General features: G+C 32.0%; 18 protein-coding genes and 1 pseudogene. 13 read left to right on the top strand and 6 right to left on the bottom strand.

Annotated elements, in window-relative coordinates:
* The first annotated feature begins 5 nt into the window (after positions 1-5).
* A complete protein-coding gene (locus tag FBF11_RS06290) occupies positions 6-656 on the top strand; it encodes a TrkA family potassium uptake protein (protein WP_002853664.1) in 651 nt (216 codons plus the stop codon).
* On the opposite strand, the gene FBF11_RS06295 is transcribed toward FBF11_RS06290, so the two are convergent.
* Genes FBF11_RS06295 through gltX form a run of 4 tightly spaced genes read right to left on the bottom strand, consistent with a single transcriptional unit; the run spans position 653 to position 4,581 of the window.
* Positions 653-1,324, bottom strand: a complete 672-nt coding sequence (locus tag FBF11_RS06295; protein WP_002857885.1) for a menaquinone biosynthetic enzyme MqnA/MqnD family protein — start codon at positions 1,322-1,324, stop codon at positions 653-655. The genes FBF11_RS06290 and FBF11_RS06295 overlap by 4 nt on opposite strands.
* A 5-nt stretch (positions 1,325-1,329) precedes the next feature.
* Positions 1,330-1,956, bottom strand: coding sequence for a uracil phosphoribosyltransferase (upp, locus tag FBF11_RS06300; RefSeq protein WP_002874417.1), 627 nt, complete (start codon positions 1,954-1,956; stop codon positions 1,330-1,332).
* On the bottom strand, positions 1,953-3,188 hold the full coding sequence (locus FBF11_RS06305; RefSeq protein WP_002868535.1) for a malic enzyme-like NAD(P)-binding protein: 1,236 nt from the start codon (positions 3,186-3,188) through the stop codon (positions 1,953-1,955). Before FBF11_RS06305 ends, upp begins: the two co-directional genes overlap by 4 nt.
* Before the next feature lies 1 nt (position 3,189).
* A complete protein-coding gene (gltX, locus tag FBF11_RS06310; protein ID WP_002869091.1) occupies positions 3,190-4,581 on the bottom strand; it encodes a glutamate--tRNA ligase in 1,392 nt (463 codons plus the stop codon).
* 64 nt (positions 4,582-4,645) lie between these two features.
* On the opposite strand from gltX, the gene salC reads away from it, so the two are divergent.
* A complete protein-coding gene (gene salC / locus FBF11_RS06315; protein ID WP_002859332.1) occupies positions 4,646-5,461 on the top strand; it encodes a peptidylprolyl isomerase SalC in 816 nt (271 codons plus the stop codon).
* 36 nt (positions 5,462-5,497) lie between these two features.
* On the opposite strand, the gene FBF11_RS06320 is transcribed toward salC, so the two are convergent.
* Both FBF11_RS06320 and accB read right to left on the bottom strand, forming a co-directional pair.
* Positions 5,498-6,829, bottom strand: a complete 1,332-nt coding sequence (locus FBF11_RS06320) for an acetyl-CoA carboxylase biotin carboxylase subunit (RefSeq protein ID WP_002860484.1) — start codon at positions 6,827-6,829, stop codon at positions 5,498-5,500.
* Between the two features lies 1 nt (position 6,830).
* Complete coding sequence (accB, locus tag FBF11_RS06325) at positions 6,831-7,286, bottom strand: acetyl-CoA carboxylase biotin carboxyl carrier protein (protein ID WP_002853623.1); 456 nt, start codon at positions 7,284-7,286, stop codon at positions 6,831-6,833.
* 147 nt (positions 7,287-7,433) lie between these two features.
* Between accB and dcd the strand changes: the two genes are divergently transcribed.
* The 11 genes and pseudogenes from dcd (at position 7,434) to FBF11_RS06380 (ending at position 16,623) form a co-directional block, all read left to right on the top strand.
* Positions 7,434-7,994 carry a dCTP deaminase gene (dcd, locus tag FBF11_RS06330; RefSeq protein ID WP_002859334.1) on the top strand — a complete coding sequence of 187 codons (561 nt, stop codon included), beginning with the start codon at positions 7,434-7,436 and terminating at the stop codon, positions 7,992-7,994.
* Positions 7,995-8,042: 48 nt separating this feature from the next.
* Positions 8,043-9,047 (top strand): UDP-N-acetylglucosamine 4,6-dehydratase (inverting), encoded by a 1,005-nt coding sequence (pseB, locus tag FBF11_RS06335; protein WP_002859335.1) that lies wholly within the window; start codon positions 8,043-8,045, stop codon positions 9,045-9,047.
* A 1-nt stretch (position 9,048) separates the two neighbouring features.
* A complete protein-coding gene (gene pseC / locus FBF11_RS06340; protein WP_002873130.1) occupies positions 9,049-10,179 on the top strand; it encodes a UDP-4-amino-4,6-dideoxy-N-acetyl-beta-L-altrosamine transaminase in 1,131 nt (376 codons plus the stop codon).
* Positions 10,172-11,484 (top strand): annotated as a pseudogene (locus FBF11_RS06345) (DUF4910 domain-containing protein). Before pseC ends, FBF11_RS06345 begins: the two are co-directional and overlap by 8 nt.
* Positions 11,481-12,266 carry an AAC(3) family N-acetyltransferase gene (locus tag FBF11_RS06350; RefSeq protein WP_002860486.1) on the top strand — a complete coding sequence of 262 codons (786 nt, stop codon included), beginning with the start codon at positions 11,481-11,483 and terminating at the stop codon, positions 12,264-12,266. Before FBF11_RS06345 ends, FBF11_RS06350 begins: the two are co-directional and overlap by 4 nt.
* Positions 12,263-12,493 (top strand): acyl carrier protein, encoded by a 231-nt coding sequence (locus tag FBF11_RS06355; RefSeq protein ID WP_032585015.1) that lies wholly within the window; start codon positions 12,263-12,265, stop codon positions 12,491-12,493. Before FBF11_RS06350 ends, FBF11_RS06355 begins: the two co-directional genes overlap by 4 nt.
* Entirely contained in the window at positions 12,490-13,383 is an 894-nt protein-coding gene (locus FBF11_RS06360) for a class I SAM-dependent methyltransferase (protein ID WP_002826596.1), read from the top strand. The genes FBF11_RS06355 and FBF11_RS06360 overlap by 4 nt, the downstream gene beginning before the upstream one ends.
* Positions 13,376-13,792: a VOC family protein gene (locus FBF11_RS06365; protein WP_002854069.1), complete on the top strand. Its 417-nt coding sequence runs from the start codon at positions 13,376-13,378 to the stop codon at positions 13,790-13,792. The genes FBF11_RS06360 and FBF11_RS06365 overlap by 8 nt, the downstream gene beginning before the upstream one ends.
* Entirely contained in the window at positions 13,789-15,351 is a 1,563-nt protein-coding gene (locus FBF11_RS06370; RefSeq protein WP_057096876.1) for an HAD family hydrolase, read from the top strand. The genes FBF11_RS06365 and FBF11_RS06370 overlap by 4 nt, the downstream gene beginning before the upstream one ends.
* Positions 15,341-16,402: a beta-ketoacyl-ACP synthase III gene (locus tag FBF11_RS06375; RefSeq protein ID WP_002810160.1), complete on the top strand. Its 1,062-nt coding sequence runs from the start codon at positions 15,341-15,343 to the stop codon at positions 16,400-16,402. Before FBF11_RS06370 ends, FBF11_RS06375 begins: the two co-directional genes overlap by 11 nt.
* The gene (locus tag FBF11_RS06380) at positions 16,402-16,623 is read left to right on the top strand and encodes an acyl carrier protein (protein ID WP_002789840.1); all 222 of its coding nucleotides are present in this window, start codon (positions 16,402-16,404) and stop codon (positions 16,621-16,623) included. Before FBF11_RS06375 ends, FBF11_RS06380 begins: the two co-directional genes overlap by 1 nt.
* Positions 16,624-16,626: the final 3 nt, after the last annotated feature.

Consider the following 16,626-nt stretch of genomic DNA (forward strand, 5'->3'; position numbering starts at 1 on the left):
AAATCGTGAAAAATCTTAATTATGGAATCATAGGACTTGGAAAATTTGGATCAGTTGTAGCAGATGAACTCATTGCTGGAGGTCATACTGTTATCGTTGCGGATAAAGATGAGGAAGCTTTAAAAAGTATACAAAATCCTCCAAGCTATGCTTATATTTTAGATTCTACAAATATTTCAGCCCTAAAAGAAGCAGGCTTTCATGATGTTGAAGTTGTTATTGTTAGCATAGGAGAAAATGTTGAAAAATCAATCCTTACTCTTATGGCGCTTAAAGATATAGGTGTTAAAAATATCATTGCTAAAGCAACCTCTAATATCCATGGTCAAATTCTTTCTAAGTTAGGTGCAACAAAGGTTATTTATCCTGAAAAAGAAAGTGCTAAAAGACTAGTAAAAGAATTTTTAACTAAAGATGCTGATTATGAAGTTTTTGATCTTTCAGCAAATACTATACGAGCTATTAAGATCAATATAGATGAAAAATTAGCAGGAAATTCTTTAAAACATGTAGCACAAAATATGAAAGTGATTTCTTATAAAAAATTAAATAGTGACTGGGAAATACTACCTGATTTAGAAACCACGACAGTTTATAGTGGAGATGTTGTAATACTCCTTGGAACAGTTAAAGAACTTAGAGAATTTGAACACTAAGCAAGATTTAAAGCCTTACAAGCCTTTACAAAACGCTTTAAGGCTGTTTTTTCTTTGGTAGAAATTTTATGATATATAACTTCATCTAAATAATATCTAACATCTTTTATATCTAAATCCCTTGTTTTGGCATAATTTTGCAGTATATAATAAGGAATTTTAATCTTTGTTTTTGGAAATTTTTTCAAAATTTGTTTATATAAAGCTTTTTTTTGCACACAAGAAAATCTAGCAAAAACAAAAGGCAATCCTGTTTTTTCGTGCCATTTTGCACATAAATCGATATATTTAGAAGGATCTTTTAGATAAAGCTTTAAAGCCTTATCACCTATAATTACTTTTCCATCTTGTTTTAATACTTTAGCCAGAGCGTTTGAAGTTGCTGAACTTGGATCTTTGGCATTTGATGTATTTTTTTCTACTAATACACTTAAAACTCTTTTATTGGCACAAATACCCAAATCTAAATTTTTATATTTTTTTCTAGCACTTTCTATGCTTGAAATGATAGCTGCATCAATTCTTCTATAAAATAAATCTTTATTTAGCTTACTTGGAACTCCTTTTTTATACTCCATACTTGCTTTATAACCATTAGGTAGGGGATATTTCTTAAGATATATATGTAAAGGTAAAAGATTAATATAATCAATTTTTCCAAAAATCATCTCTTTTATAGAGTGTTAAACACTCTATCTCCTGCATCTCCAAGCCCTGGGATAATATAACCTTTTTCATTTAAACCTTCATCAATACAAGCCACAAAAACTTCTACATCATCATGCATTTGGCTAAATTTTTTCAAACCTTGTGGAGCAGCAAGTATGGATATAAATTTTATTTTTTTAACTCCTTGGCTTTTTAAAAAATTACAAGCATCTATAGCAGTCCCACCTGTAGCAAACATAGGATCTATAACAATAGCAGTGCGTTTTTTTGCATCTTTGGGAAGTTTTTGAAAATAAAAATCCGCCTTTAAAGTTTCTTCATTTCTCACAAACCCCAAAAACCCAACACTTGCATCAGGAATCATCTTAAAAACACTTTCAAGCATTCCTAATGCAGCTCTTAAAATAGGACAAATCATAATCTTTTCATCAAGTTTTTTTACTATAGTTTTTTGTATAGGTGTTGAAATTTCAATTTCTTTTAAAGAAAAATCTTTACTCACTTCAAAAAGCAAAAAAGATGAAATTTCATCGATTAACATACGAAATTGAAAGGGCTTTGTCTCTTTAGCCCTTAAAATTCCTAACTTATGTTCGATCAATGGATGATTGATACAATGAATATTTTTCATTTTAAGCTTTCAAAATAAGCTTTCTCGTTAAAATTTTTTACCTTAGCCACACCATCTTTTACCGCAGCTGCTGCTACAGCTGTACTTACTGCAGCTTTTACTCTTTCATCAAAAGGTTTTGGTATGACATAATCTCTTCCAAATTCTAAGGTACTTAAATTATAAGCCTTTTTAACTGCATCACTTACAGGAAGTTTTGCAAGATCTGCTAATGCTTTAGCAGCCGCTACTTTCATATTTTCAGTGATTTTACTTGCACGCACATCTAAAGCCCCACGGAAAATAAAAGGAAAACCTAAAACATTATTGATTTGATTTGGATAATCACTTCTTCCTGTTCCTACAATCGTATCTTTTCTAAGTCTAGCTACATCTTCAGGCATCACTTCAGGAATAGGATTTGCCAAAGCAAAAATCACAGGATCTTTTGCCATGCTTAAAACCATTTCATCATCAAGAATTTTTGGCGCACTAAGTCCTAGGAAAACATCAGCTCCTTTTAAAACTTCTTTTAAAGTCTTTTCCTTAGAATCAACAGCAAATTCAAGCTTTTGAGGAGTTAAATCATTTCTATCTTTAGAAATCACTCCTTTGCTATCTACTAAAATAATATTTTCAACCCCTAAATTTCTATACATCTTAGCACTTGCTATACCTGCGGCACCTGCGCCACTTACAACCACCTTAATGTCTTTAAATTTTTTACCGCTTATCTCCATTGCATTCATAAGCCCTGCAGTTGAAATAATAGCTGTTCCGTGCTGATCATCGTGCATTACAGGAATTCCTAAATCTTGTAAAGCCGCTTCGATTTCAAAACATTTTGGAGCAGCTATATCTTCTAAATTTATCCCGCCCACAGTTGGAGCCAAAGCTTTGCAAAAATTTACAATCTCTTCCACACTATGAACATCAATTTCTATATCATAAGCATTGACATTTGCAAATTTTTTAAACAAACAAGCCTTACCTTCCATAACAGGTTTTGAAGCCTGCGCTCCTATGTTTCCAAGTCCTAAAACAGCAGAACCATCACTAACTATAGCTACTAAATTAGCCTTATTTGTATAAGTATAAGCAAGCTCATTATCTTTAGCGATTTCAAGGCAAGGTTCTGCAACTCCTGGGCTATACGCCAAAGATAGATCATGGCTTGTAGCCATTGGCTTACTTGGTACAATATCAATTTTCCCACCTAAATGGTATTTTAAAGCTTCTTCTTTTAAATTCATTTTATTTTCCTCTAACTTTTAAAAAATTTTCTATTCTTTTTTTGCACTCATCAACCTCTAAAAATTCTAATACTTCAAAAATACTAGGACTTACCGCACTCCCTGTTAAAGCTATGCGTATAGGCTGAGCCAAATCTTTTAACTTTGCTTCTTTTTTTTCTAAAAAATCATTTGTAAAATCTTCAAAATCTTTACCTGTTTTTTGATCTTTAAGTGTATTAGCAAATGCTTGGAGCAATTCTAAATTATTTTTGTTAATAAATTTTTGTACTGCATTTTCATCATAATTTTGCGGCGCATTAACTATACTTTTTGCACCATTGATAATATCATGCAAGGTTTTTGCACGCTCTCTTAATAAATCAAGTAAAAATCCTGCCTTTTCACAAACAGATAAATCAAAGCCAAGATCCTTAAGCTGACGGTTAATCTCTTCAAAAGGCAAAGTTTTAATATAATGAGCGTTAAGCCATTCAAGCTTTTTAGCATTATAACAAGATGCGCTTTTATTAATATGATAAGGGTCAAAAAGTTTTTTCAAATCTTCTAATGAAAAAACCTCATCATCACCATGGCTCCAACCTAAACGCACAAGAAAATTAAGCAAAGCTTGAGGTAAAATTCCCATTTCTTTGTATTCCATAACATCAGTTGCCCCATGTCTTTTTGAAAGCTTTTTACCATCTTCTCCATGTATCATAGCCACATGAAAAAATTTAGGAATTTTAAAACCCAATGCCTCATAAAGCACAATTTGTTTAGGAGTATTTGAAAGATGATCATCTCCGCGAATCACATCACTTACCCCCATTAAAGCATCATCAATAACAACAGTAAAATTATAAGTTGGAGTTCCATCACTTCTTGCAATGATAAAATCATCCATTATATCCTCTGCTTTAAATCTCACCTCGCCTTTAACCCCATCTTCAAAAACAATCTCACCGCTTTGAGGTGCTTTAATACGCACAACAGGCTCTATACCCTGAGGTGGCGTGCCTGTAAATTCTCTATATCTTCCATCATATCTTGGGCGCTCTTTGGCAGCTTCTTGCTTGGCGCGCAATTCTTCTAATTCTTCTTTACTCATATAACAATAATACGCTTTACCTTCATCTAAAAGCTTTTTAACATATTCTTTATAAAGATCAAAACGCTCTGATTGGTAAGTTACTTCTCCATCATGTTCTAAACCGCACCATTTAAAAGCTTCGATAATTGCTTTAGTAGCTTCTTTGGAATTTCTTTTTAAATCCGTATCTTCGATACGAAGTAAAAAATTTCCACCATTTTTTCTAGCGTATAAATAATTATAAAGAGCTGTTCTAAGTCCACCTATGTGCAAATACCCTGTTGGGCTTGGAGCAAAACGCGTTGTAAGTTTTTCGTGCATTTTTTGCCTTTTCTTAAATTTTTATTGATATAATGCGATATTTATACTTAAATAAAGGTTTGAAATGAAAAAAATTTTATTAAGTTTTGCATTTTTTGCAAGTTTAGCTAGTGCAAATACCATTAATGCTATAGCTGTAGTTGTAGACAAAGAGCCTATCACAACTTATGATATAGATCAAACTATGAAAGCACTTAAAATTGATAGAAATAAAGCTTTAGGCGTACTCATCAATGAAAAAATGGAAATTTCACAAATGAAACAACTAGGTATTGTAGTCAATGATCTAGAGCTTGATGATGCTATAAATAAAATGCTTGCTCAAAACAAAACGACTTTAAATGCTTTCAAAGCAAATTTAAAATCCAAAAATCAAAGCTATGAACAATTTCGTGCAAATTTTAAAAAAGACTTAGAAAAAAGAAAGCTTTATGAAAAAATCGCAAGTATGGCAAAAACTGATTTTAGTGATGATGGAGCAAAAAAATTTTTCGAACAAAATAAAGATAAATTCACTTTTTATACACAAATTAATGCAAATATTTATCTATCAAACAATCCTCAAACTTTAGAAAATATCAAAAATACAAAAAAAACAATCCTTAAACCACAAAATGCATCTTTAAACACAAGTAATGCCGATCCAAGACTTTTAGGGCTTTTATCACAAATTCCTGTTGGAGGCTTTTCCCCTGTTTTAAATGGAAAAAATGGCTATGAACTCTATGAAGTTAAAAGCAGAGATGGGGCACAAACTCCTGAATATGAACAAGTTAAAAATGAAGTTTTAAACGCTTATGTAAGTGAACAAAGACAAAATTTTATACAGGATTATTTTGATAAACTCCGCTCTAAAATCAATATAGAATATTTAAGATAAAAATTACAATTAAAATTTCCCTTTAATAGGGAAATTTTAATGTCTTGCAAGATAATTTGTATCGTAATTATTATTAATAAAATCAGGATTTTCCATCATAGAAAGATGAAAATCTTTGGTTGTTTTTATCCCACTTATAAGCAACTCATCTAAAGCTACTTTCATTTTTGCAATAGCTTTATTGCGATCTTCTGCCCAAACTACAAGTTTGCCTATCATAGAATCATAATAAGGAGGCACGCTATAGTCTTGATAACAATGACTTTCCATTCTGACATTGCGTCCTGCTGGTGGAATGTATTTAGTAATCTTACCTGGACTTGGCAAGAAAGTTTTGGAATCTTCGGCTGTGATTCTACATTCTATAGAATGCCCATTTAATTTAATACTTTCTTGAGATGGTAAAGCATAACCTTCTGCTACTTTAATCATTTGTTCTATGATATCAATCCCACTTACCATTTCACTTACACAGTGTTCAACTTGCAAACGCGTATTCATTTCTATAAAATAAAAATCCAAATTTTTATCTACCAAAAACTCAAAAGTTCCCGCACCTTCATAGCCTATAGCTTTAGCCGCTTTAACAGCAGTTTCATGAAGCCTAGTACGTGTTTTTTCATCAAGTAAAATTGCAGGGGACTCTTCTATAAGTTTTTGATGGCGTCTTTGCATAGAACAATCTCTTTCGCCCACATGGATCACATTACCAAAACTATCTCCTATAACCTGCACTTCTATATGACGTGGATTTTGTATGTATTTTTCCATATACATAGTTCCATCACCAAATGCTGTCATAGCCTCACTTTCAGCCGACCAATACGCTTTTTCAAGATCTTTTTCATTTTCAACCACACGCATACCACGACCACCACCACCTGCGGCTGCTTTTAAAATCACAGGATAGCCTATTTCTTTGGCAAGTTTTTTAGCTGCTTCAGCTCCGGCTAAAGCTCCATCACTTCCTGGGATTACAGGTACGCCTGCTCTTTGCATTACTTGTTTAGCTTTTGATTTATCACTCATTAAATTCATAGCTTCTACAGAAGGACCTATGAATTTAATGTTATGTTTAGCACAAATTTCAACAAAATTTTGATTTTCGCTTAAAAATCCATATCCTGGAAAAATCGCATCTGCTTCAGCAATTTCAGCTGCTGTAATAATAGCTGGGATATTTAAATAGCTTTCAGAACTTCTTGCTTTGCCTATACAAATGCTTGCATCAGCGTATTTTAAATACAAAGCATCTTTATCTGCTTCAGAGTACACACAAATTGCTTTTTTACCCATTTCTTTAATCGTTCTTAAAGCACGCAGTGCTATTTCTCCACGATTAGCAATTAATATGCTTTTAATTTCCATTTTATAATTTCTCCACCGCAAATAAAGGCATTCCAAATTCTACAGGCTGACCATCAGCAACTAAAATTTCAGCGATCCTACAATCAAATTCCGCTTCAATTTCATTCATGATTTTCATCGCTTCGATAATAGCTATAGTATCGCCTTTTTTAACCGTACTACCTACTTTTACAAAAGGTGCTGCACCTGGACTTGGAGCTTGATAGAAAGTTCCTACCATAGGGCTATTTATACTTGGTTTGTTTGATTTTACACTTTGACTAGGTTGAGCTTCGTTTACAACGCTTACATTGATAGGTTGTGGAGCTGGAACTGGAGGACAAACAGGAGCTGGAACATCGCAGCACATATCTCTTTCAAGTTCTATTTCAAAACCATCTTGTTCTTTGATCTTAATTTTACTAATATTTGCTTCAGCAAAAAGGTTTACTAACTCTTTAATTTCTTCTTTTGTCATAAAATTCTCCTACAAAATTTAAGAACTTAACCTTGTATTATATAAAAAAACTTGAAATTTAACTTTAAAAAAGAAAAAAATCATAAAAAATATAGATTTTTTAGGTTATAATCCTTACAAACAATTACAAATATTAAAAGGTTAAAAATGGGCTTAAAAGCGGATAATTGGATAAGAAAAATGGCATTAGAACACAAGATGATCGAACCATTTTGCGAAGCAAATATAGGAAAAGGTGTGGTAAGCTATGGACTTTCAAGCTATGGTTATGATATACGCGTAGGACGTGAGTTTAAAATTTTTACCAATGTTAATTCAACTGTAGTGGATCCAAAAAATTTCGTAGAAGAAAATGTAGTAGATTTTGAAGGTGATGTATGTATAGTTCCTGCAAATTCTTTTACCCTAGCTAGAACTATAGAGTATTTTAAAATGCCTGATGATGTCTTAGCTATTTGTCTTGGCAAAAGCACTTATGCAAGATGTGGTATCATCGTCAATGTTACCCCTTTTGAACCAGGTTTTGAAGGACATATTACTATAGAAATTTCAAATACTACGCCTTTACCTGCAAAAATTTATGCTAATGAAGGCATAGCACAAGTGTTGTTTTTACAAGGTGATGAAAAATGTGACACCACTTATAAAGATAAAAAAGGCAAGTATCAAGCTCAAACGGGCATAACCTTGCCAAGAATTTTAAAATAGGAACACTTGTTGCTTTAATTTTAAAAAACTTAAGCAAAGGAAGGCAAAATGTTTAACAAAAAAAATATCTTAATCACAGGCGGAACAGGCTCTTTTGGAAAAACCTATACTAAGGTTTTGCTAGAAAATTATAAACCTAATAAAATCATCATTTATTCTCGTGATGAGCTTAAACAATTTGAAATGGCAAGCGTTTTTAACGCTTCTTGCATGCGTTATTTCATAGGAGATGTAAGAGACAAAGAGCGTTTAAGCACTGCTATGCGTGATGTGGATTTTGTTATACATGCTGCTGCGATGAAGCATGTGCCTATTGCTGAATATAACCCTATGGAATGTATAAAAACAAACATCCACGGCGCGCAAAATGTCATAGATGCTTGTTTTGAAAATGGGGTTAAAAAATGTATCGCTCTTAGTACGGATAAGGCTTGCAATCCTGTAAATTTATACGGTGCAACCAAACTTGCAAGCGATAAGCTTTTTGTCGCTGCAAACAACATAGCAGGTAACAAGCAAACACGCTTTGGTGTTACAAGATATGGCAATGTTGTAGGTTCAAGAGGTTCAGTGGTGCCTTTCTTTAAAAAACTCATCAGCGAAGGAGCTAAAGAACTTCCTATCACCGATACGAGAATGACTCGTTTTTGGATCAGCCTTGAAGATGGAGTAAAATTTGTACTGAGTAATTTTGAAAGAATGCATGGAGGAGAAATCTTTATCCCTAAAATTCCTTCGATGAAAATCACCGATCTAGCCCATGCTCTAGCTCCTAATTTAAGCCATAAAATCATAGGCATAAGAGCAGGAGAAAAACTACATGAAATCATGATTTCAAGCGATGATAGTCATTTAACCTATGAATTTGAAAACTACTATGCCATAAGCCCTAGCATTAAACTTGTAGATAAAGATAATGACTTTAGTATCAATGCCCTAGGCGAAAAAGGACAAAAGGTAAAAGATGGTTTTTCTTATAGTTCGGATAATAATCCTTTATGGACAAGCGAAAAAGAACTTTTAGAAATCATCAATCACACCGAAGGTTTTTAAAATGCTTACTTATTCTCATCAAAACATCGATCAAAGCGATATAGATGCGCTTACAAAAGCTTTAAAAGATGAAATTTTAACAGGGGGTAAAAAGGTAGATGAATTTGAAGAAGCCCTTTGTGAATATGTGGGCGTAAAACACGCTTGTGTATTAAACTCAGCCACTTCAGCCCTTCATCTTGCCTATACAGCACTAGGCATCAAAGAAAAAATCGTTTTAACCACTCCTTTAACCTTCGCTGCTACGGCTAATGCGGCCTTAATAGCTGGAGCTAAGGTAGAGTTTATCGACATTAAAAACGATGGCAATATTGATGAAAAAAAACTAGAAGCAAGACTTTTAAAAGATAGTAAAAATATAGGAGCTATTAGCGTGGTGGATTTTGGGGGAAATAGCGTTGAAATAGATGAAATTTCAAGCCTTGCTAAAAAATACAATATCCCTTTAATCGATGATGCAAGCCATGCTTTAGGTGCCTTATATAAAAGTGAAAAAGTAGGAAAAAAAGCCGATCTTTCTATCTTTTCTTTTCATCCTGTTAAACCCATCACTACTTTTGAAGGCGGGGCTGTGGTGAGTGATAATGAAGAGCTTATCACCAAAATCAAGCTTTTAAAAAGCCATGGTATAATTAAAAAAAGGCTTTGGGATAGCGATATGGTAGAACTTGGCTATAATTACCGCTTAAGCGATGTTGCTTGTGCTTTAGGGATAAACCAGCTTAAAAAACTCGATCACAATCTTGAAAAAAGAGAAGAAATCGCAAGTTTTTACGATAAAGAATTTGAAAAAAATCCTTATTTTTCCACGATAAAAATCAAAAATTATAAAAAAAGCTCAAGACATTTATACCCTATCTTGCTTTTTCCTGAATTTTATTGTCAAAAAGAAGAACTTTTTGAAAGCTTACTTCATGCAGGAATTGGCGTACAGGTACATTATAAACCAACTTATGAGTTTAGTTTTTATAAAAAACTCTTAGGAGAAATCAGACTCCAAAATGCGGATAATTTTTACAAAGCCGAGCTTAGCATACCTTGTCATCAAGAAATGAATCTAAAAGATGCAAAATTTGTAAAAGATACTTTATTTAGCATTCTTGAAAAAGTTAAAAAGGGATATTGTGAATAAGCTAGACTTTAGAAGCCAAGATTTTAGCCAAACTGGAAAGGCTATGTATGAACTAGCTTGCGAACTTTTTCCTATCCCTAGAAGCATCACAGGACAAGGTTTTAGAGCTAGCTTAGAAATTTTAAATAAAACTCTGGGCGGGGGGGGGGGATACTCAAATTTCACTCTATAAAAAGTGGTACAAAGGTTTTTGACTGGATAGTCCCTGATGAATGGAACGCCAAAGAAGCCTATATCATCACTCCAGAAGGAGAAAAAATTTGTGATTTTAAAAAGCATAATCTACACCTTCTAAACTATAGCGAAGCTATCGATAAAGAAATCGAACTTGAAGAACTTCAAGATCATCTTTACTCCATAGAAGAAATGCCCGATGCTATTCCTTATGTAACGAGTTATTACAAAAGGCGTTGGGGATTTTGTCTCACGCATAATGAAAGAAAAAAACTTAAAAAAGGCAAATACAAAGTTTATATCGATGCAAAACATGATGAAAATGGGGTTTTGGACTATGCTGATTTTATCCTACCTAGTACGCAAAATTCAAAAGATGAAATTTTAATTTCAACCTATCTTTGTCATCCTTCCATGGCAAATAACGAGCTTAGTGGCCCTGTGGTGGCTATTTTCCTAGCAAAATGGCTTTTGAGTTTAAAAGAAAGAAAATATAATTACCGCTTTGTCATCATCCCTGAAACCATAGGGTCTATAGTCTATCTTAGCAAACATTTAGAGCATTTAAAAAAATATGTTAAAGCAGGCTTTGTGCTTTCTTGCTTAGGCGATGATCATGCTTACTCACTCATACATACACCTAAAGAAAACACTCTAAGCGATAAAGTTGCCTTGCATACGCTTAAAAATAAAGAAAATTTCAAAGCTTTTAGTTTTTTGGATCGTGGAAGCGATGAAAGACAATACAATGCTCCGCTTGTAAATCTTGGCATTGTAGGAGTATGTCGCACAAGATACCTAGAATACGAACAATACCACACCAGCAAAGATGATCTCAATTTTATCTCTGAAAAAGGTTTAATGGGTGGACTTCAAAGCATGCAAGAAATGATTTTAAATCTAGAAATCAACGCCGTATATAAAAACACCATAGTATGCGAGCCCAATCTTGGCAAAAGAGGACTATATCATACCCTTAGCACTGCCAATGACATTCCTTTAGCTTGTAATTTTCTAGCTTACTGTGATGGAGAGAATGATATCATCGATATAGCCAATATCTTAAATATGCAAGCTTATGAATTTAAAGAACTTTTGAAAAAAATAAAATTTTATGGACTAGTAAAATGAAATATTTTTTAGAACACAATGACAAAAAATACTCCGATAAGGATTTAATAGATGCTTTTTATCAACTAGGTATAAAAAGAGGCGATATTTTATGTGTACATACAGAACTTTTTAAATTTGGCATACCTTTGCTTTCTAGAAATGAATTTTTACAGACTATACTCAATTGTTTTTTTGAAGTTATAGGTCAGGAAGGCACTTTGATCATGCCAACCTTTACTTATAGTTTTTGCAAAAATGAAACTTATGACAAAATAAATTCCAAAACAAAAATGGGAGCATTAAATGAATATTTTCGCAAACAAACAGGAGTAAAACGCACAAACGATCCTATATTTTCTTTTGCTATAAAAGGAGCAAAAGAAGAATTATTTTTAAAAGATACAACAAGTTGTTTTGGGGAAAATTGTGTTTATGAAGTTTTAGCCAAAGAGAATGGAAAATATATAATTTTTGGTTTAAATGAAGGGCACGCTCTAGTTCATTACGCAGAAGAAAAAAATACAACTTTTTGTAGATATTTTAAAAATTTTAAAGGTATTTTAATAAACGAAAAAAGGAAAGAAAAAACAATAACTATTGACTACTACGTTAGAGATTTGCAACAGTCTTATTTATGCGATATTAATAAAATTAATCCTATAATTCAAGAAACGCAAAATTATAAAAAAATAAATTTTGCTAAAAATTTTATAGAAATTTATAATACTAGAGAATATGTTCAAGCAATATGTCAAGCCTTAACCAATGATAAATTAGCCATATATAAGAAAGATCGATAATGAAACAATTTTATGAAATTTTAGAAAATATACTTGAAACCAAAGTAGATGAAAATACAAATTTAAGCATGGAAAACTGCAAGAACTGGACTTCTTTAGCTCATATTGATATCATCATGAGTTTAGAAGAAGAATTTGAAATCAAATTTAGCAAAGAAGATTTAAGTCTCTTAAAATCTCAAAGCGCTTTACTAGAAAAAATTCAAACCCTAAAGGCAGAAAAATGAAAGAAAATATTGAAAAATTATTTCAAGCCATCGCTCAAAAAAATCCTATCCATTCTAAATATCTTAAAAAAATTGAATTTCCACAAGAAGACGAAGAAGAATTTGATAAATTAATTTCTTATTATATTCAAGATGGTATCAGTATAAAAGAACAATGCGATTGTTATTTATTGATCCTTAACGATACTTTAGAAGAAACAAAATTTTTCATAGAAAATGGGGCTTATCGTTATTCTAGCTTTGATGAAGTTAAGGATAAAGTTTATTTTAATGAAAGCTATATGAAACAATACATGATAGGCCTAGCTCTTTCTTCTTTTGTTTGGATAGCTCATATTAAAGTGAGAAAGTACTTTTCACAATATTTAAAAAATTTTACTCCAAAAACAACTTATTTTGAAATAGGCCCTGGCCATGGAGAATATTTTGCAAGAGCAGTTAAAAGTGGTAAATTTTCCGCCTTTTATGGACTTGATATCTCTCCAACAAGTTGCGAACTTACTCAAAAAATGGTAAAACAACAAGTAGGGGGATTGATTACAAAATGTGATTTTTTATGTCAAGATTTTTTTACTTATGATTTTGATAAAAAAGCTGATTTGATAGTGATTGGAGAAGTGCTAGAACACGTAGAAAAACCTCTTGAATTCCTTAAAAGATCTAAAGAGCTTCTTAGCGATGGAGGGGAAATTTTTGCAACTATTCCTATCAATGCTCCTGCTATTGATCATATTTATTTATTTTCCCATCCTGATGAAGTTAAAGATTTGATAGAAAAATCAGGCTTAAAATTTAAAGCTTATGAATGTTTTATGGCAAATGATTATAGTTTAGAAAAAGCATTGAAATTTAAAAATGCTATCACTATGGCAGTAGTTTTAAATGCTTAATAAAACACTCAATTTACCCCTTCATCATATAGGCGTAGCTTGTAAAAATTTAGAAAAAGAAAGGGAATGTTTTTTTAAACTAGGTTTTTATAAAGAATCAGAATTTATAGATGAAAAACAAGGGGTAAGAGGCGAATTTATCATTCCTTGTAATGAAGCATTTCCACAGTACAGATTTGAACTTTTGCAAAATTTAAACGATAAAGGACCACTAGATAGCTATTTGAAAAATAATACCAAAATGTATCATTTAGCCTATGAAAGTAAAAATATCGCCCAAGATTTAATTCTTTTGGAACAACAAGGAGGCATTTGTATTGTTCCTATTATGCAAGCAAGCTATTTTGCTAAACTTTGTTTTATCATGATGCCAAATAGGCTTTTAATCGAACTTGTGGAGCTAAAATGAATCTTTTTTCACCCCATTTAAAACGCAATGAGCTTATAAAATTCGCCAAAGAATTAGACTTTAGCAAAAGTCAAGATCTTCTTATTAATGTCCATAGAAATCATGCTTTTGAAGGAGTGCAAAGTATCATTGCTCCTTTTTTACATTTTGCTAATTTAAGAGCTGAGTTTAATTTCAGCTCTTATGATGATAGCTTGAGTTTTGATAACTTTAAAGAAGCTAGTTTAGAACTTTTATGGCTAGATTTAACCCGCTATAAAAATAATGTGCAAAATTTTATAGAAGAAAGACTTTTAGAACTAAGAAAAATTTCACAAAACCCTATTTTAGTTCTTAGTTTAGGAGAATTTAAAACAGATAAAAAAATTTTAAATTGTGAAATTTTTAACATAGAAAAACTCATAAAAGAGTATTTTGATGAAGAAGATATTTTAGACCTAGCTAAAGAAGAACTTACAGGCTCTAAGCTTAATAATAAAGCCTTGATTTTTTTAGCACAAATTTTAGGACTTAGCCTCATCCCTGCACTCGTAAAACCCGCTCTTAAAGCTCTTGTACTTGATCTTGATAATACCTTGTATCAAGGAATTTTAGGTGAAGAGGGTATAGATAATCTTAATTTAAGTCCTTTGCACAAAACCTTACAAGAAAAAATTAAAACTTTTAAAAAACAAGGCTTTTTACTTGCCCTAGCTTCAAAAAATGAAGAAAAAGACGCAAAAAAACTTTTTGAAACAAGGAAAGATTTTATCTTACAATGGGATGATTTTGATGCTAGAATGATCAATTGGGAACCAAAGGGTGAAAATATCTTAAAAATTGCTAAAAAATTTAATATAAATACTAACGCTATGCTTTTTATAGATGATAATATCGCCGAGCTTGAAAATACCAAATTTACAGGCGTTAAAACACTTTTATGCGATGAAAATATACTTTATAAAATCAAACTTTTTCCTAATCTTTTAAAACTTTCAAATACCAAAGAAGATCAAATTCGTGCCAAAGATATAGCAGCCAATGCTTTAAGAGAAGAGCTTAAAAGCTTAAGCGATGAAGAATATTTTCAAAATCTTGAAATCAGCTTAAATTTTAGCAAAAATAATCTGCAAAATATCCCTCGCATTAGCGAACTTTTAGGCAAAACCAATCAATTTATCGCTAATTACACACGCTTAAATCAAGAAAAAGTCGCACAACACATGCAAAAAGAACTCATTGTAAGTGTGAGTATGAGTGATAAATTAAGCGATAGTGGGATTATCGCTATTTTTGTTTTTTCTTGTAAAGAAGGAAATTTATTTATCGATGATCTTTGCATTTCTTGTAGGGCTTTAGGTAGAAAACTTGAAACTAGAATGTTTTTTAAAGCCTTTGAACTAGCTTTACATTTCTTTGATCTTAAAAACAATAATGCAAGGCTTTACTATCAAAAAGGCGAAAGAAATATGCCATTTTTGAGCTTTTTAGAACAAATTTCCAAAGAATTTGAAAAAAACTCAGCCCTTATTCCATTTCAAAATTTAAACTTCAAAGGACTTATAATCCATGAAAACTAGATTTGATAAAGCTAAAATTTCAGGCATTTGCGTAAGCGTACCTGAACATAAAATTTGCATTGATGATGAGTTAGAAAGCGTTTTTTCAAACGATATCAAAACCCTTAAAAGAATGAAAAAAGTCATAGGTTTAAACACGCGTTATATTTGCGATGAAAACACTTGCGTAAGCGATCTTGGAAAACACGCAGCCAATACACTTTTACAAGGTTTAAATATAGATAAAAATAGCCTTGATGCACTCATCGTAGTAACTCAAAGTCCTGATTTTTTCATGCCTTCTACGGCTTGTTATTTACACCAACTTTTAAATTTAAGCTCCAAAACTGTAGCTTTTGATTTAGGGCAAGCTTGTGCAGGGTATTTATACGGCTTATTTGTCGCTCATTCTTTAATACAAAGTGGCTTAGGTAAAATTTTACTCATTTGTGGAGATACTTTAAGCAAATTCATCCACCCTAAAAATATGAATTTAGCTCCTATTTTTGGTGATGGAGTAAGTGCAACTTTAATTGAAAAAACGGATTTTAACGAAGCTTTTTTTGAGCTTGGAAGCGATGGAAAATATTTTGATAAACTCATCATTCCAAAAGGTGCGATGAGAATACCTAAAGCAGATATTTTCAACGATGATTCACTCATGCAAACTGAGGAGTTTAGACAATTAGAAAATCTTTATATGGACGGAGCAAATATTTTCAATATGGCTTTGGAATGCGAACCTAAAAGCTTTAAAGAAATTTTAGAATTTTCTAAAGTAGATGAAAAAGACATTGCTTTTCATCTTTTTCATCAATCCAATGCGTATTTGGTTGATTGCATCAAAGAAGAATTAAAACTTAATGATGATAAAGTTCCTAATTTCATCATGGAAAAATACGCTAATTTAAGCGCTTGTTCACTACCTGCCCTACTTTGTGAACTAGATACTCCAAAAGAATTTAAAGCGAGTTTAAGTGCTTTTGGTGCAGGGCTTAGCTGGGGAAGTGCGGTGTTGAATTTCAAAGATTTATACACAAAAGATATTTTAATTTACACAAAGGAGAAATAATGACAAAAACTGAATTTTTAGAAGAGCTTAAAGAAGCTATGCATAGAGATGAAGACTTAAACGAGGATATGCTACTTGATGATATAGATGAGTGGGATAGTTTGGCTTTTGTATCTGTGATGGTGCTTTATAAAAATCTTTTTACTTTAAAAATCACAGCCGAGGACTTGAAAAATTGTCAAAAAGTAAGTGATTTAATCAATTTAGCAAAGCTTGATTAAAAC

It is taken from the genome of Campylobacter sp. CFSAN093224, from assembly GCF_012897395.1.
GTDB classification, from domain to species: Bacteria; Campylobacterota; Campylobacteria; order Campylobacterales; family Campylobacteraceae; genus Campylobacter_D; species Campylobacter_D jejuni.

What these genes read in the sequence shown, in the direction of transcription:
- FBF11_RS06360 (WP_002826596.1), top strand. Translation starts at nt 12,490, where the DNA reads ATGAAAGAAAATATTGAAAAATTATTTCAAGCCATCGCTCAAAAAAAT.
- FBF11_RS06350 (WP_002860486.1), top strand. Translation starts at nt 11,481, where the DNA reads ATGAAATATTTTTTAGAACACAATGACAAAAAATACTCCGATAAGGAT.
- FBF11_RS06320 (WP_002860484.1), bottom strand. Translation starts at nt 6,829, where the DNA reads ATGGAAATTAAAAGCATATTAATTGCTAATCGTGGAGAAATAGCACTG.
- FBF11_RS06295 (WP_002857885.1), bottom strand. Translation starts at nt 1,324, where the DNA reads ATGATTTTTGGAAAAATTGATTATATTAATCTTTTACCTTTACATATA.
- FBF11_RS06380 (WP_002789840.1), top strand. Translation starts at nt 16,402, where the DNA reads ATGACAAAAACTGAATTTTTAGAAGAGCTTAAAGAAGCTATGCATAGA.
- FBF11_RS06305 (WP_002868535.1), bottom strand. Translation starts at nt 3,188, where the DNA reads ATGAATTTAAAAGAAGAAGCTTTAAAATACCATTTAGGTGGGAAAATT.
- FBF11_RS06375 (WP_002810160.1), top strand. Translation starts at nt 15,341, where the DNA reads ATGAAAACTAGATTTGATAAAGCTAAAATTTCAGGCATTTGCGTAAGC.
- upp (WP_002874417.1), bottom strand. Translation starts at nt 1,956, where the DNA reads ATGAAAAATATTCATTGTATCAATCATCCATTGATCGAACATAAGTTA.
- dcd (WP_002859334.1), top strand. Translation starts at nt 7,434, where the DNA reads ATGGGCTTAAAAGCGGATAATTGGATAAGAAAAATGGCATTAGAACAC.
- gltX (WP_002869091.1), bottom strand. Translation starts at nt 4,581, where the DNA reads ATGCACGAAAAACTTACAACGCGTTTTGCTCCAAGCCCAACAGGGTAT.
- pseB (WP_002859335.1), top strand. Translation starts at nt 8,043, where the DNA reads ATGTTTAACAAAAAAAATATCTTAATCACAGGCGGAACAGGCTCTTTT.
- accB (WP_002853623.1), bottom strand. Translation starts at nt 7,286, where the DNA reads ATGACAAAAGAAGAAATTAAAGAGTTAGTAAACCTTTTTGCTGAAGCA.
- FBF11_RS06365 (WP_002854069.1), top strand. Translation starts at nt 13,376, where the DNA reads ATGCTTAATAAAACACTCAATTTACCCCTTCATCATATAGGCGTAGCT.
- salC (WP_002859332.1), top strand. Translation starts at nt 4,646, where the DNA reads ATGAAAAAAATTTTATTAAGTTTTGCATTTTTTGCAAGTTTAGCTAGT.
- FBF11_RS06370 (WP_057096876.1), top strand. Translation starts at nt 13,789, where the DNA reads ATGAATCTTTTTTCACCCCATTTAAAACGCAATGAGCTTATAAAATTC.
- pseC (WP_002873130.1), top strand. Translation starts at nt 9,049, where the DNA reads ATGCTTACTTATTCTCATCAAAACATCGATCAAAGCGATATAGATGCG.